Here is a 15,519-nt window from a genome sequence, read left to right as displayed (position 1 = left end):
CATTGTCACCAGATAACACATTCAAGCACTCGCAAAACAAGCTTTGAAATAGGCAGGAGAGTATGAAAAAAGCGGAGAAGTAAAAAGAAACAACTGTTTGATAACGCCACAACACCATGCGAGTGAATGCATACCTGTGTCTCAGATGGTGTTTAAAGAGAAAATAAGTAATTAGCTCAATCCCGAGTATGGGTTGCAACAGAAAAGAGCTACACCGTTAGAAAAGCTCGATAGTATTGTCTGTTGAGTGCTTTTCCATAATCGGCATAGGACTAACTTTCCTCGACAATTCCGCGGCCTCATCCACCTCAGCGAGTGTGCGTGCCACCGCATACTCCAATTTGGAAAAGCACTCGTCGACTTTTAAGCCATCATTGAAAACCCGATTTGTTTCTGTCACACATTGATCGGTAATTTCATAAAGAAAGTTTTCATCCCCCTCCGTTAAAGCAAACGAAGGTACCCTGGCCTGTACCAGCTCAGACATATTTTCAACTTCGGTCGCAATTTGATTCATTACCGTTTGATACGACTCTTGCAATGTCATCATAACAACCTGGACATCTTTAGATAATTTCCGCAGAGATTCTCGTTCCTCCAATAAGCGATGCTTATCTTCCAACGCGATAATTCGGGCATTCATTCCCTGAATCAGCGAAAAAGTATTGTCTTTAATCGAGCCGTACTTCTCTGCATCATCGATTGGCATGTTTTTAATCAACAGCGAAACCCGATCGAAATTGATGATTGTCCTTTTACCAAAATCGATATACCTGTCAGATCCCTTTAACTGCGTTAACAATTGCGATTCCAAGTCTTTCGCCATGCCGTGAGCTTCCATATTTTTCTCACCCATAATGCTACGCATTTGCAAACTACAATGCAGACCATAACGCTCTATCGTGGCAAAAAACTGTTGGCCAAGCTGGTCGAGGTTGTCACAGGAATGCACGCTGAGCAAAAACTGTATATTGGCTCCCAAATCACTATTGTCTACCAGTGCACTGCGCGCAGTTTGATTTGCCATTTCCAGGCGACTGGATAACTGGTCGGTAGCAATACGATGAAAAATGGACTTGGTAATTCGAGCACACACCTCATCTTTGGTAATTGAACCATCAATAAAGTCGTCGAAACCTATATCAAAGGCTTTGAGTTTATCCTGAAGAGAATAGCTCCGCGTAAGTATTACAACGGGCAGTTTAATCAGCTCTGCATGAGATAAAACACTTTCACACAACTCAATATCCAGGTCTCCCGCTTCCATGGTGTCGAACACCACAGCTTTGTAGTCCTTACTGGATACCATTTCAACAGCCTCATCAACATCTGCTGTTGAATCAGCTTCAAAAAACGATTGAATGTGTTTGCCTAAATCAGAAATTTGCTGCTGGAATAAGATAAGAACCTTGTGATGCGCCATGAGTCAACATATGCCTCCAGTCCTACTATGCATTGGCGAAACGCCCCATCACCCTACTGCGCTATTCATAGCGCATCCACAGAGAAATACCCTGTCGTCACTATCTTTGAATCTAGACTATGGAAAAATGCTTTGCCATCAATGCGAAGTCATATGCGACAAAACGCGACAAAAATTTGATTTATGAGCACAGAGTTTTTGCTATATAAATCAGTGATATAAAAAGAATCGTCTACAGCATTTTCTTTTATTTTGTCTCAGATTAAGGATTTGCGCTCTCGAAAGCTAACTACGTGCTAAATTTATAACAATAGCCAATAAGAAATGTTTAAGCGCCTCAAGGTAACTTTTTATGACCACCGAAGCTGTCCAGTCCCCCGCTTTTTTACAGGTTGAGCCTCTTCTCCGAGAAAAAACACTCAATGGACAGATCGACGTCCCCATGTTGCCTGAAGTCGCTGGTAAAGTTGTCCGTTTAACGCAAGACCCCGAATCCGACGCGATCGAACTGGCGAAGCTCATACAAAGCGATCAAAGCCTGGCAGGACACGTTATGCGAGTGGCAAACTCCGCCGCATACAGCCCAAATAGCACGATGGTTTCGTTACAACAGGCGATTACTCGACTGGGAATGAAAGTAATTTCAGAAATTGCCCTGGCAGCTTCCATAACCTCATCCCTTTTTGATGCCCCCGGATTTGAAAAGTACATTCAACATGAATTACGTTTTTCTCTGGCAACGGGGCTTTGGTCAAAAGAAGTCGCAAGGGTATGCAGAAAAAATGTTGAGGCGGCTTTCTTAGCCGGCCTGCTTCACGATATTGGCAGGCCTGTTGCCATACAATCCTCTCTCGAGGCGGCTAACGAATTAGGTGTGGATTTAACCAAAGACGATGTCTACCTCCTTGAAAGCCACTACCAACGCCTTATCGGTTCCAGAGTTGTGGAAGAATGGGAAATGCCCGCTTCCGTTATTAGCGTTGTTCGTTTATTTGATAACTACAGCCGTCCTCACAAAGGCCAGGATCAAACCATGGTGGTGGTTGCCGGAGCCCGCTTTGCCCATCATTTTATTGGGAAAAAACAGGGGGAAGACCGGTTGTCACTCGAAGAACTTACCGATAGTAACGTGCTTGCGGATTTAAACCTGTATCAAGATGACATCGAAAAAATATTGGAAAAAGAAGAAGTCATTACCAGTTCTCTGGAGGTAATGCACTCGTGAATGAACGTTACTACGATATGGTCGTTATCGGTAGCGGCCCAGCCGGGCAGAAAGCTGCGATTCAGGCAAGAAATCTGGGAAATACCGTTGCTTTGATCGAAAAAACACGGGAGTTAGGAGGTAGCTGCGTTCACAGAGGGACTATCCCGTCAAAAACACTCAGAGAAAATGCGTTACGCGTAAAAAATATGCGGATGAACGCGGAACTGGCTAACTTCAAGCTTCGAGAAGACCTGGAACTTGCAACACTTATAAATCGCCTGGAAATAGTATTACATGCTCATGACAAATACATGAGCAAACAAATGACACGATGCGGCGTAGAGTTTATTCATGGTCGAGCCAGATTTCTTTCACCAACCAGCCTGGAAGTAACAAAGTTACGCCAGGAACCGGAAATAATTAATTGCCAACGTATTGTTATTGCAACAGGTTCTCACCCGCGAGTACCGGATAATATTCCCATTGACCATGAGCATTTACTGGATAGCGATTCTATTCTCTCCATGATGTACCTGCCCAAAAGTTTGGTAGTTCTGGGCGGAGGAGTGATTGCAAGTGAATACGCATCGATATTTCAGGCCCTTGGGGTAAAAGTCACAATGATAGACAAATATCCCCGCCCATTGGGGTTTTTGGATGATGACTTAAGCTCAACCTTCATCAGTGCATTTGAAAACATGGGCGGAACCTGGCTCGGCAATACTAACGTGATTAAAGCCTATTGGAACGGCTATGATGGAGTCATTACAGAGTGCGAAGGCGGTCTGGAAATAAAAAGTGATAAATTGCTTTGTGCAGCAGGTCGAATTGCAAATGTTTCTGACCTGAATATTGAGGAAGCCGGGCTACAACTGAATTCCAGAGGGCTCATCACCGTCGACGAACACCTGCAAACACAGGTTCCCAGTATCTATGCAGCAGGGGATGTAATTGGCCCCCCTTCTCTTGCCTCTGCATCGATGGAGCAAGGACGAAGAGCAAGCTGCAACGCGCTCGGGAAAGAGTGTGGAAGAATTCACCAGCTTATCCCTACCGGTATTTACTCAATACCTGAACTTTCTTCCGTTGGCTTAAGCGAAACCCAAGCCAAAGAGCAATACGGAGAAAATGTCATAGTCGGACGCTCGTTCTTTGACGAGATTGCTAGAGGGCAAATCAACGACATTCAGGATGGTATGTTAAAAATTGTCTGTGATCCGCAGGGACGTAAAGTCCTGGGAGTTATGATTGTTGCCGAGGGAGCAACAGAACTGGTACACATCGGGCAAATGGCATTACTGAATGATAATGATGTCGATGTTTTCGTAGAAAGCATCTTTAACTTTCCAACGCTGGCAGAAGCCTATCGAGTTGCGGCACTGGATGTATTAGCCCAACGAGAAAAAATACAATAAGAATCTCTTGTAGTTACGCTCAAACAGTCGCCAATTAAACCTATACCTGACTTAAGCACTCGGTTTAGCGCACTATATTTGGGCACATAGCCGCTGGTAGTAACACACCAAAACTAAAATAAGACACAAAATCGTAACCAGCCAGCAGACAGTGCAAACTAAACACTTTACTATTAAAAGCGGTCTATTGGGTGTGTAAAAACCCGTATTTTATAAAATATGTCTGCAGCGAACCTACCGACACAATAAAACGCAATGGAATACAGCAATGATCCGTAAAACTCTATCTTTGTTAAGCTTAACCGCTATAGGCTTTTTTTCTGCATTTAGTTACGCAGAAAACCTCCAAATAGAAGGTACCTTTGGTGTAGCGAACCTTTCAAAATCCGGTTATACCTCGGGTGAAAATAGTGAAATCTCAATTGCCTACACCACTCCAAATATTTTTTACCGGGTTGGCGGAACATACATAGGCGGGTTTAGTTTAAGTGAAGATAGAGATCACTCGGATGTAAATATTGGTGGTATTTTTGCCGGAGTGGGTAACACATTTGACTTAGGCTTTCTGGACATGGACATAGAAGGCGGCCTTCTCTATTCAAAATTAGAAGCCAGCTACCAAGGGAGAGACCTTGATGAGCAAAATGACACCAGTCCGTACTTAACGGTTAAATTCGAAAAACGCCTTCCCAAACTCGTGGGTATACACCTCGGCTACAAATACATAAACGACCTTTCCGGTTCAGACATCAACCTAATCCAGGCTGGTGTCCGGTTCCATTTTTAAAAGGAGGCTAACAATGAACAATATTTGCAAAACCCTTATGCTTGGACTGCCTCTGTGTTTTTCTCTGTACGGTTGTGACGATACGGATGACAACACCAATAGAGTAGATTCTGACTACGTTGCAACCGGTGATATTTACGCCACAATCCAGGTTGTTGCCGACGAAGGCGATACTATTTACGCCGAGACACAATTAACCAAAGGTGTTCCGCCATCCTATAGCGGCAAGATTTACGTTCAACTGGTTAATAGTGATGAGCTCTGGTTTTCTGCGGGAGATAATATTAGCGCCATCGATTTATCCGACGATTTTTTCGGTGAATTTGCACAATTCCCCGACACCCAAGACAGATTTTATCAAGCCAAAACCACCAGTGAACGCTATGGTTTCTTATGGGATAAAGTCATTATTAATGAATATGGCACATGGTACAGTGCAGAACTGCCTAAAAAAGAACAAACAGAATTTACCATCTCACTACTTCGAGATCACAAAACTTCAGCTGTAAACTCCATGGTTAAAATACCTGGAGATTTCCAATTAATTCAACCTCAATCAATAGAGAGTTTCAGTCGAAGCACTGACGATATTGTTGTTGAATGGAACAACCTGGAGTCTGATACTCAAGTAGAAGTTGAAGCTGTAACCACCTGTTCAGATTACTCTGTAGAAACCTATAGTCAGCTATTCGATACAGACTTAGGCAGCGCTACAATCACGGCAGGGAGTTTACAAGATGTCAGTTTAGTCGGTGACTGCACAACCACACTAAACCTTCGCAAAATAAAAATTGGGCAGTTTGATTCGAAATTTATTGGTGGAACCATCAACGGCTATCAAATTCGACGCGTATCCCTAGTCACTTCGAATTAAGAATCAATATGTGCACGAGGCTCCAAAGCCCGTGCACAACATGAACTTAGTCCATTTGAGGAAGCTTTATCACACTCGCTTCAGCGTCCTTTTCCAACTCCTCCGAGCGATGCAGAATACTCCGACCAGATCCAAGCATTAACCCAATTGCACGAGTATCTTCAAAACTCTCCAGCGCAATTTTTACCGTCATTGTCAGGGGGATCGATAACAGCATACCCACCGGGCCAAGCACCCAGCCCCAGAAAACCAACGAAAGAAACACAACCAAGGCGGAGAGATCCAGACCTTTGCCCATTACTCTCGGCTCCAAAACATTACCAACAATAAAGTTCACCGCTAAATAACCTGCCGCCACCAATACAGCGTCACCCACTCCAAGCTGAACGACAGCAAGCAATACCGCAGGTACAGCCGCCAGAATCGAGCCCAAGGTTGGAACAAAGTTTAGTAAAAAAGCCAGTAACCCCCAGAGAACAAAATAATCAACCCCAAGAATCCACAACCACACCATAACAATAGCGCCAGTGAGAAGACTCATAAGCGACTTAATTGCCATATAGCTGTTGACACCAGAGGTAAATTTTTCGATCGCGGCGAGGGTTTTATCTGAGTTCTTAAAGAAGCGGATTTTTTCGCGAAAGCCCACTTCCTCAACCAGAATAAAAATTACAGTAAGCTGAATCAATAAGGCGTTAGTCATCAGATTGCCAAATGACGCTAAAGTATTTCCCGCTAAGGATAACGCTGCTGAAGGATTCAATCCTTCTTTAAACTGGCTGGCGTCGATATTAAAACCAAAGCTGTTTAACTTATGGAACAGGTTACCGGTCATAGTCTGAAGTCGAGCCTGATACTCTGGTAAGTCCTGGCGAAAGTCTGCAATGGACGCTCCAACCACCGTGCCGATAATTGCCCCAACAATGACCACTACACCGATCATAATCAGAATAGATAAAAAACCAGGAATCCCTTTGCTGCGCATTAACATTAAAGGTGGAGTAAGAATAACCGCGATAAACAAGGAGAGAAGAAAAGGCACCAAAATAGATTCCGCCGCCTTCATTCCCGCCACCACAATAACGAAAGCAGCCATGACATTTAAAAAGCGTGCAATTGGAGATTCAGACACCATAAAGTTCTCCCAGGTCGATTATTGTTTGTCTGGATGTTTAGCTGTGTATCTGGAATTTATGTATTCTCGCATCTGATCAATGTCTCGATAATAATCTCCAGTTGTTTGCCAGATTTTATCCAGATGCATCGTCTTGGATGGGTAATCCCATGCCACTAGCATAACGGGTACATTGGCTTTCTCCGCTACCCGTAAAAAGCCGGTTTTCCATTTATCCACTTTGGAGCGAGTACCTTCAGGAGTAATAACCACCCACACTTTATCGTGGGTGTTATACCAACTCGATATTTGCTCAACAGTATCTTCAGCTGCACTTCTATCCAGGGGAATTCCCCCCAGAGCCATAAACATATTTTTAAATGGCCAGAAGAAGGCTTCCTTTTTCATCAGATACGAAATTTTTATTCCAAGCGCCATAACCGCACTCATGGCCAGAATAAAATCCCAATTAGAGGTATGGGGGGCCGCGGCGATAATTAACTTCTTCTCCTTTGGAAACTCCCCAACCACCTTCCACCCTGCTAGTTTCAGCAGGGCTCGACCAATAAATTTTACCAAGCCCAATGCATAACGATTTTGCATTTGAGGCATGTGTTCAGGTACATCGGGTAACAATTTCGATTCGTCCATTATTTTTATTTTGTCGATTAGTGCTCTCGCGTCGCTCTGAACACAACATCAGGATAACGTTCTTCGGTTAATGACAAATTCACACGCGTAGGGGCCAGATAGGTTAAGTGACCACCGCCATCAACAGATAAATTATCCGCACACTTGCGTTTAAATTCTTCCAGTTTTTTGGCATCGTCACATTCCACCCAACGGGCTGTCGCCACGTTAACCGGTTCGTATATTGCCTCAACTTTGTATTCGTCTTTCAGCCGGTATGCCACCACTTCAAATTGCAGTACACCAACCGCACCAACCACAATATCATTGTTGTTAACAGGGAAAAATACCTGGGTAGAACCTTCCTCAGAAAGCTGCTGCAAACCTTTCTGCAATTGCTTGGTTTTCAACGGGTCTTTCAGACGAATCCGACGAAACAGTTCGGGAGCGAAATGAGGAATGCCGGTATATTTAAGCGTTTCACCTTCCGTAAAAGTATCGCCAATCTGTATCGTACCGTGATTATGCAAACCAATAATATCGCCCGAAATAGCCTCTTCCACATGACTTCTATCACCGGCTAAAAACGTTACGGCATCCGCAATTTTGACATCCTTACCAATACGCACATGTTTCATTTTCATGCCTTTGGTGTATTTACCAGAACACACACGCATAAAGGCAATTCTGTCCCGGTGCTTTGGATCCATATTCGCCTGGATCTTGAACACAAAACCCGAGAACTTTTCTTCATCTGGCGCAACCTCTCTTGCTTCCGACAAACGACTGATGGGAGGAGGAGCCCACTCGACAAAACCATCGAGCATTTCCCGCACACCAAAATTCGCCAGGGCCGTACCAAAAAAGACAGGTGTCAGCCTGCCAGCAAGATACTCTTCTAAATCAAACTCGTGAGTCGCACCTTTAACCAATTCGATTTCTTCTCGAACATCGTCAGCGTATGGCCCCATCAACGCATCAAACTCAGCGCTGTCCAAACCTTTTATCTGAATATCTTCAGGAATGGTATGACCCTGACCATGACTGTATACATGAACGGTATCGGTATACAGGTTGTATACACCTTTAAATTCTTTACCCATTCCCAACGGCCAGTTAATGGGCGCGGCGGCGATTTTTAACACATCCTCAATCTCATCCATTACCTCGATTGGATCGCGAATATCCCGGTCCATCTTGTTAATAAACGATAAAATAGGAGTATCTCGCAAGCGACAAACATCCATGAGTTTGATAGTTCGATCTTCAACACCCTTGGCCCCATCGATTACCATCAATACAGAATCCACTGCGGTTAGGGTGCGGTAGGTATCCTCAGAAAAGTCTTCGTGGCCCGGCGTGTCCAGCAGATTTACAACACGCTCTTTATAAGGGAATTGCATCACCGAAGAGGTCACAGAAATTCCACGCTCCTGCTCCATACTCATCCAGTCAGATTTCGCATGCGGTCCCTTTTTTCCTTTTACGGAACCCGCTAACTGAATGGCATTGCCGAAAAGAAGGAGTTTTTCGGTGATGGTGGTTTTACCTGCGTCAGGGTGAGAGATGATAGCAAACGTCCGTCGCTTGCCAATTTCTTCTTTAAAATGCGTACTACTCATGGAATTCTTATCAATAATGGGCCGGAAATAAAATGCCGGCCATTATATCCCGTGCAGATGCGGATTTATATTGAACGGGCTGAGTTTCTGCTCAAATAGCACTAACGCGAAGGTGCGGGCCGTAAAACCTGCCCGGGGTGGGAATATTTCATCCCCAAAGAGTCTGCAACTGCACGATGCGTGACCTCCCCCTCGCTCAGATTGACGCCACTTAGGAAGTAAGCATCCTCCAATAGGGCCCGCTTACCTCTACCCGCTAACGCCTGGATGTAAGGCAAGGTCGCATCAGTTAGAGCAAAAGAGGAAGTTTTGGCGACTATACCTGGCATATTTGCCACGCAGTAGTGCACTACCCCTTTATGGATATAGGTCGGCTTATCGTGAGTTGTGGGTCGACTGGAAGCAAAGCAGCCCCCCTGATCGATTGCCACATCGACCATCACCGATCCCTCATCCAGCAGGTCCAAGTCTTCTTCGTTAATGAGCTTCGGTGCCGATGCACCCGGTACTAGCACCGCGCCAATCACGACATCCATACTTGGCAATAAGCGCTCAATGGTTTCCTGAGTTGAGTACAAACAGGTAATACTCGGGCCATATAGTTCGTCAATTCCTCTTAAACGGGGAAGGGATTTATCCATAAGGGTAACCCGAGCCCCCATTCCGATAGCGACTCTGGCAGCATTTAGACCGACTACACCCCCACCCAGGATCAACACATTCGCGGGAGCCACCCCAGGGATTCCCGCCATCAACACACCTTTACCACCTTGATTTTTCTCCAGGCAGGTTGCCGACGCCTGAATCGAAAGCCTCCCGGCAACTTCGCTCATCGGTGAAAGCAATGGCAGTGCTCCGGTTGGGTCGGTGACGGTTTCGTAAGCAATGCAGGTCGCCTCGCTCGCCAATAACTGTTCTGTCAGCGCTTTATTGGCCGCGAGATGCAAAAAAGTAAACAGCATGTGCTTTTTCTGCAGCAGACCGGTTTCTTCCGGCAACGGCTCTTTCACTTTGACAATAAGCTCAGCCTCCTCGAACACTTCTTCCACAGACGGTAATACCACCGCTCCACTCCTTTGGTACTGCTCGTCACTAATACCTATACCTAATCCCGCTCCTGCCTGTACATAAACATCATGCTCAGCGCTAACAAGCTCTCTGACCCCCGCAGGGGTCAGTCCCACTCGGTATTCTTGTGGTTTGATTTCTTTCGGAATTCCAACACGCATGTTTTTCACCCAAGCAAATGACAAAGGAAACTTTTCTAGAGCTTAGCTTATGCCGCCACCAGAGAAAAATATTACCTTTCAGAAAAGTCGAACAGACTCACATGAAATAATTCCGATGCCCACCAACAAAAGATAAAGCTGAGCAAAATACATACAATCACGAGTAACGACTTGCAAAAACCAAAAAAACGCTGCCAACCAACTCGCACGAAAAAAACAATCCTCAAGCCCCTTATGACCGTTGGCCGGGCCGGACAAAAAACCGACGAATAGCAAAGAATTGAGCAAATTGCTCCTCGCTCAACCATTGGCGCAGCTCAACAAACTCCCGACAAAAACATCCGTCATGGGCACTCGACCCACAGAATTAAGTTATACCAAAAATAAAAACGTTTCGGAGAAACTCACACATTCCCTACAGTTTCCATTGCCATTTTAGCCATACCACCTAACGCGAAAAAGTATCAAAATCATTGAGCTCAACTTATTATTCCTGTGAGCTAAAAACTATTGAAGAACAAATAAAAACATATCAAATCACAACAATAAAAAACCAGATAGTACAGAAAACAATATGTTAATAGCTATTGGATAGAGCCCTTAGGATAAACAGCTATTAGGCACTAATAGTGAAATAGAAATAAAAGCACACACCCTCTTATTAGCAAGATCCATTATGCATTTACTTTATGTTAAAAATTTTTATTAATTAAAAAAAATATTTAGTAAATCCAGGAATTCTGACCAATGTCAGCGTTATTTAGTTTCGCACCGCTATACTTTGAATGCACATCCGCTACATTCGGAGGGTTATCCAATGACCATATCGAAAAGAGTGAGCGACTATTTAGATGCTAACAACATCCAATACGACACCCTAGACCATTACTACACCCACAGCGCTTATGCATCCGCATTGGCAGCACACATTCCAGCAAAAACGATTGTTAAAGCCGTAATTTTTGAGGATCACGAAGGGCATCATCTCATGGCGATTCTTCCCGCTGATGCAAAAGTCAGTGTAAGCAAGCTTGAAGAAAGTCTCAGTAAAGGACTTCACTTAGTCGACGAAGAACATATCTATGCGATGTTTAATGACTGTGAACCCGGAGCAATTCCAGCAATTGGCCAAGCATATAATATGAATATCGTGTGTGAACAGGATCTTGATAAGCTAAACGATGTTTACATCGAAGCAGGTGATCATGAAACCTTACTTCACTTATCTCAGGAAGCGTTTCAAAAACTCATGAAAAATATCAAGCATATACATTTCAGCCAACGAACATATCACTAAACTCATAAAAACATATGTAACAAGGAAGTTTACTTTTTTATGATCGACCAGCTGATTGAAGACGTTAAACAGGATTTCCTACTCACCAGTACAACAACTGGGTTTAATTCCCTGAGCAACAAGGTGGCGAGCGGTCCCCAGAGAGGCGTTTGTTCCACAAGAACTCGAACCAATGAGTTATGACAACCGCCCACTTCCCATTGGCTACGGACAAACCATTTCCCAGCCATTTATTGTTGCCCTCATGACTCAATACCTGGATATCAATAGTGATGACATAATTCTGGAAATTGGCACCGGTTGTGGCTATCAGGCTGCAATCCTTGGTGAGTTGGCCAAGCGGGTTTATTCTATTGAAATCATCCCGACGCTTGCCGAAAGTGCCAGACAAAGGCTTCAGGATTTGGGATATACAAATATTGAAGTGTATTCTCAAGATGGCCATTTAGGGCTTGATGATTACTCCCCATATGATTCGATTATTGTTACTGCCACCGGGAAAACTATCCCTAAAGCACTAATTAAACAGCTAAAACAGGGAGGGAAAATGATCCTTCCCATTGGTGGTGAGTATGAAACGCAGTATTTGACGCTCGTAGAGAAAAAGTCTGGTAATCGAATAGAAAAACTCCGTTCAATTCCCGTTAGGTTTGTACCACTAACCCATGACTAAATGATCCGCCCCTATTTATCGTCACCCGATTGCATTCTCTGCAAGGTGTCTTGCCATATTACATGAGCACCTTGTTCAAACAGATAAAAATAAATATCAAGACCAGAATAACGATCAGCCAAGCAGCACTTTATCGCTATGTGAGCGGCTTCTCTCAATGGGTAACCATACACACCACATGAAATAGCTGGGAATGCGATGGATTTACAACCTTTTTCCAGCGCAAGATCAAGACAGGCTGTATATGCAGAGGCCAATAATTCTTCGGGCTTTTTTTCAAAGCGGTATCTCGGTCCTACCGTATGGATGACATACTTCGCGCGCAGCTTTCCTGCACCAGTGACTCTGGCTTCCCCTGTTGGGCAACGTATCCCATTAACCGATTCCACCTTATAGCATTCTTCCAGTAACTCGGACCCGGCAGCTCGATGAATAGCACCATCAACACCTCCACCACCCAACATAATTGGGTTGGCTGCGTTAACAATTGCATCTGTCTCGGCGAGTGTAATATCACCTGCAATGATTGCTATATTAGCCAATATGCCGCCCTCACAAGTAATACTTTGCGCTAATCAGCGCTAACCTCTTCACTGACAATCAACGGAAAGTAGTTTTCTATTTTGCCAATAATTCGATTGTGCTGAATCTGACATTCACGCCCAACCACAACGACATCACAGCCCGCAGCCAAGGCAGAACATACACCGTTGTTGGAATCCTCAAACGCCAAACAACGCTGGGTAGCAAACCCCAACCATTCAGCCGCAATCTGGAACTGTTCCGCGTTTGGTTTTCCTTGATACACCATCTCAGCAGTAACAAATACGGAAGGAACCGGCAAATTAGCAGCATTCATCCGCATTTTTGCAACAGCTTTGGTTCCGGATGTCGCCACCCCCCAAGATTTACCCCTCTCGGTTAACTGGTGAAGCCATTCGCCCGCACCTGGGATTTCGGTCAATCCTGTTTGAACCTCAAGCTCCCGCTTTAACAGGTACTCAACCTCGTCCTCCACATCAAGTTGTGGAGCCACACTAGGCAGCACATCAGTGATACGGGCTCCATGCGATGCGGCAAGCATGATTTCCAAGTCGAGTTCTCGAGACTCACACCATTCGTTTAATATTTCCAAAATGGCTTTTGATGAATCAACCAACGTACCGTCTAGATCAAAAATGTACGCATCGTAAGTCTCAATCTGCTGGATCAGCTCAGCAAAAGTTTTCGCAGCCATACACTCCCATTTCAATGTTATTTTTTAACGGCAATTAACTATATCTCATCTTGCCTGAGAAAAGATAAAACCAGCGTGAAATTCATTTAATACTGAATATCATACGTTAATTGCCTTGCAGCATGAATACAGCGTTTTGCGTCTTTCATACCAAGCTTGGCGATACCAATATAGCTTCTTTCCATCACTGAACCAATTTTTTGGTAAAGCTCTTGTTCGTCAGAAGACGCAACTTTCTCCACCGTATCAACATGTGCAAGCCAAAGAATTCTGGCAAACGCTGTACCCACCCACTGAATTCGTACCAAATCCGAAAGTCTGACCAACTCGTCTAGCTGGGAAGGTTTGATACCCGTCACGTCAATCAGATGTTCCCGCCTTTCTTTTGTGGTCGAAGCATTAAATAGCTGCTCACTGCTATCAATACCAATGCTTTCCAAAGCATGAACTGAAGTCATGTCCACATTTGGGAACTCCCTTAATTTTACCGGACGAGCCTCCATACTATTTATTTCACGTGCGAGTAATATTAAATATTCCATATTAACCCCGGATCGGGTAGCAAAGTCCTCTAAACGTTTTTTCGTTTTAAGTACTGCCCGCAGATCCTGCAGATTTCGAATCCCTTGTCGACTGATTTGGGTAAAGCGTTTTTCAAGGCCAAATTTGAGCGCCGATCGACTTGGCAAAAGCTCTTTTTGAGTAAGCTCTTCCAGGTATTGGCCAAGCTCGATCTTATTAAAATCAAGTGCATATGCCATAGCCGCCCCCTATATACCCTTATATAACACTATTATTTTCACCCCATATTTGTAGATTGATACTAACTACATCAAATTTACAGAATGAAAATAAGTTTATTTGGGGCTAACTATCCATGTTTTTATAAACAATAGAATTAAATACAGAATAGTGCACTTGCTAGATTGGTGACGATAGAATAATACACCAGACACGGCATATATTGTCTGGTGTTTATGAAGAATCCGACTATTGAAGATAGGTTTTTGAAGTATCGACCGAAATATTTTGAGCCTCGGCGGAGTGAACAAGCTCACGAACATACTCAGCAATCGCCTTACACCGCTTTTTCTCATTCAAGTATTCAGTTATTTGCCCTTTGACACAGTCAAAAGATCGCTCTCTGGCAAATGCTTTATCGAGAATATTCACAACATGAAAACCAAAACGCGTCTCTATTGGCGCAGCTTGGATACCCAACTCGCCTTTCAGTAACGCTTTTTCGAATTCTGCAACCGCTTGGCCATTGGAGACTTTGCCAAGATAACCACCGTTATCCCGTGATGGGCAACATGAATACATATTAGCCATTTCGGAAAATGTAACAACACCGGCAGTTAAATCAGATATTAATTTTTCGGCCAGAGATTTTGCGACCTGTTTACTCTCTGCATTCTCGGAATCTGCAGAAATTAGGATGTGGCTAACCTCTATAGTTGGGATTGAGAAAAATTCGTGTTTGTTTTCTTCATAGTACTTCAGACACTCTTCTTCTGTAGTACAGGAATATGTCACTTCTTTTTCAAATACAGCCTCAGCCAATGCGACATCATCCAAGCTCGTATCAATACCCAACGACTTGGCTTTTTTTCTCAGCAAACCATCAATAATTAAGGCCTGTGCTGATGAACCGCTATGGCGACTCGTATTAGAAGAAACCGAACCAGCATCACGCTTTGGGAGGTTAATATCCAAATCTGAGATATCCGAAAAGACCATAGTGTTCACCACTTATTTGGAAAAAACCTGGAGTAATACGAAACCCCTGTCTGCCAACAGAGGTTCCTATTGTTAGGGTGACTTAGTACCACTCCAGGGTCTAAAGCGCTTTGTCAAATACTCCTGACAAAGCCAGCAAAAAAATTATTTTGTGCTTATAGATCGATCAATTGGATCCAAGCTTTGAGCCGCTAGACTACATGAGGGGATAAGCTAAAAGTTTGCGACGAATCAAAAAGTATCGGCTTGAAGGGGCAGAAATATAGACCAA

General features: G+C 44.0%; 15 protein-coding genes. 6 read left to right on the top strand and 9 right to left on the bottom strand.

The annotated features are described in order from the left end of the window. Positions 1-217: 217 nt before the first annotated feature. On the bottom strand, positions 218-1,423 hold the full coding sequence (locus P5V12_RS03070) for a DNA-binding response regulator (RefSeq protein WP_316955767.1): 1,206 nt from the start codon (positions 1,421-1,423) through the stop codon (positions 218-220). 352 nt (positions 1,424-1,775) lie between these two features. Between P5V12_RS03070 and P5V12_RS03065 the strand changes: the two genes are divergently transcribed. The 4 genes from P5V12_RS03065 to P5V12_RS03050 all read left to right on the top strand — a co-directional run bounded on the left by P5V12_RS03065 (position 1,776) and on the right by P5V12_RS03050 (position 5,706). After that, positions 1,776-2,648, top strand: a complete 873-nt coding sequence (locus P5V12_RS03065) for an HDOD domain-containing protein (RefSeq protein ID WP_316955766.1) — start codon at positions 1,776-1,778, stop codon at positions 2,646-2,648. Positions 2,649-2,665: 17 nt separating this feature from the next. Then, positions 2,666-4,045 carry a Si-specific NAD(P)(+) transhydrogenase gene (sthA, locus tag P5V12_RS03060; protein WP_410483332.1) on the top strand — a complete coding sequence of 460 codons (1,380 nt, stop codon included), beginning with the start codon at positions 2,666-2,668 and terminating at the stop codon, positions 4,043-4,045. Between the two features lie 268 nt (positions 4,046-4,313). Continuing rightward, positions 4,314-4,832 carry a hypothetical protein gene (locus P5V12_RS03055; protein WP_316955764.1) on the top strand — a complete coding sequence of 173 codons (519 nt, stop codon included), beginning with the start codon at positions 4,314-4,316 and terminating at the stop codon, positions 4,830-4,832. Positions 4,833-4,845: 13 nt separating this feature from the next. Continuing rightward, on the top strand, positions 4,846-5,706 hold the full coding sequence (locus P5V12_RS03050; RefSeq protein ID WP_316955763.1) for a hypothetical protein: 861 nt from the start codon (positions 4,846-4,848) through the stop codon (positions 5,704-5,706). Between the two features lie 46 nt (positions 5,707-5,752). Here P5V12_RS03050 and P5V12_RS03045 read toward each other — a convergent pair whose 3' ends face one another. From P5V12_RS03045 to ald, 4 genes are all read right to left on the bottom strand, one after another. Further along, positions 5,753-6,841, bottom strand: a complete 1,089-nt coding sequence (locus tag P5V12_RS03045) for an AI-2E family transporter (RefSeq protein WP_316955762.1) — start codon at positions 6,839-6,841, stop codon at positions 5,753-5,755. A gap of 18 nt (positions 6,842-6,859) precedes the next feature. Further along, positions 6,860-7,471: a lysophospholipid acyltransferase family protein gene (locus P5V12_RS03040; RefSeq protein WP_316955761.1), complete on the bottom strand. Its 612-nt coding sequence runs from the start codon at positions 7,469-7,471 to the stop codon at positions 6,860-6,862. A 17-nt stretch (positions 7,472-7,488) separates the two neighbouring features. Then, on the bottom strand, positions 7,489-9,072 hold the full coding sequence (locus P5V12_RS03035) for a peptide chain release factor 3 (RefSeq protein ID WP_316955760.1): 1,584 nt from the start codon (positions 9,070-9,072) through the stop codon (positions 7,489-7,491). A gap of 101 nt (positions 9,073-9,173) precedes the next feature. Next, positions 9,174-10,301, bottom strand: a complete 1,128-nt coding sequence (gene ald / locus P5V12_RS03030) for an alanine dehydrogenase (protein WP_316955759.1) — start codon at positions 10,299-10,301, stop codon at positions 9,174-9,176. An 817-nt stretch (positions 10,302-11,118) separates the two neighbouring features. Here ald and P5V12_RS03025 point away from each other — a divergent pair. Continuing rightward, positions 11,119-11,598, top strand: a complete 480-nt coding sequence (locus P5V12_RS03025) for a YbaK/EbsC family protein (RefSeq protein ID WP_316955758.1) — start codon at positions 11,119-11,121, stop codon at positions 11,596-11,598. A gap of 172 nt (positions 11,599-11,770) precedes the next feature. Further along, on the top strand, positions 11,771-12,271 hold the full coding sequence (locus P5V12_RS03020; RefSeq protein WP_316955757.1) for a protein-L-isoaspartate(D-aspartate) O-methyltransferase: 501 nt from the start codon (positions 11,771-11,773) through the stop codon (positions 12,269-12,271). An 11-nt stretch (positions 12,272-12,282) separates the two neighbouring features. Here the strand turns inward: P5V12_RS03020 and P5V12_RS03015 are convergent, their stop codons facing one another. From P5V12_RS03015 to P5V12_RS03000, 4 genes are all read right to left on the bottom strand, one after another. Further along, positions 12,283-12,813, bottom strand: a complete 531-nt coding sequence (locus P5V12_RS03015) for a macro domain-containing protein (RefSeq protein WP_316955756.1) — start codon at positions 12,811-12,813, stop codon at positions 12,283-12,285. Positions 12,814-12,842: 29 nt separating this feature from the next. Beyond that, positions 12,843-13,508, bottom strand: a complete 666-nt coding sequence (locus P5V12_RS03010) for an HAD-IA family hydrolase (protein ID WP_316955755.1) — start codon at positions 13,506-13,508, stop codon at positions 12,843-12,845. 86 nt (positions 13,509-13,594) lie between these two features. After that, positions 13,595-14,269 (bottom strand): DUF4332 domain-containing protein, encoded by a 675-nt coding sequence (locus P5V12_RS03005; protein WP_316955754.1) that lies wholly within the window; start codon positions 14,267-14,269, stop codon positions 13,595-13,597. Between the two features lie 229 nt (positions 14,270-14,498). Next, entirely contained in the window at positions 14,499-15,248 is a 750-nt protein-coding gene (locus tag P5V12_RS03000; RefSeq protein WP_316955753.1) for a peptidylprolyl isomerase, read from the bottom strand. Positions 15,249-15,519 lie beyond the last annotated feature (271 nt).

Source organism: Teredinibacter sp. KSP-S5-2, from assembly GCF_032773895.1.
GTDB lineage: Bacteria > Pseudomonadota > Gammaproteobacteria > Pseudomonadales > Cellvibrionaceae.
This window is presented reverse-complemented; position numbering and strand designations above follow the sequence as displayed.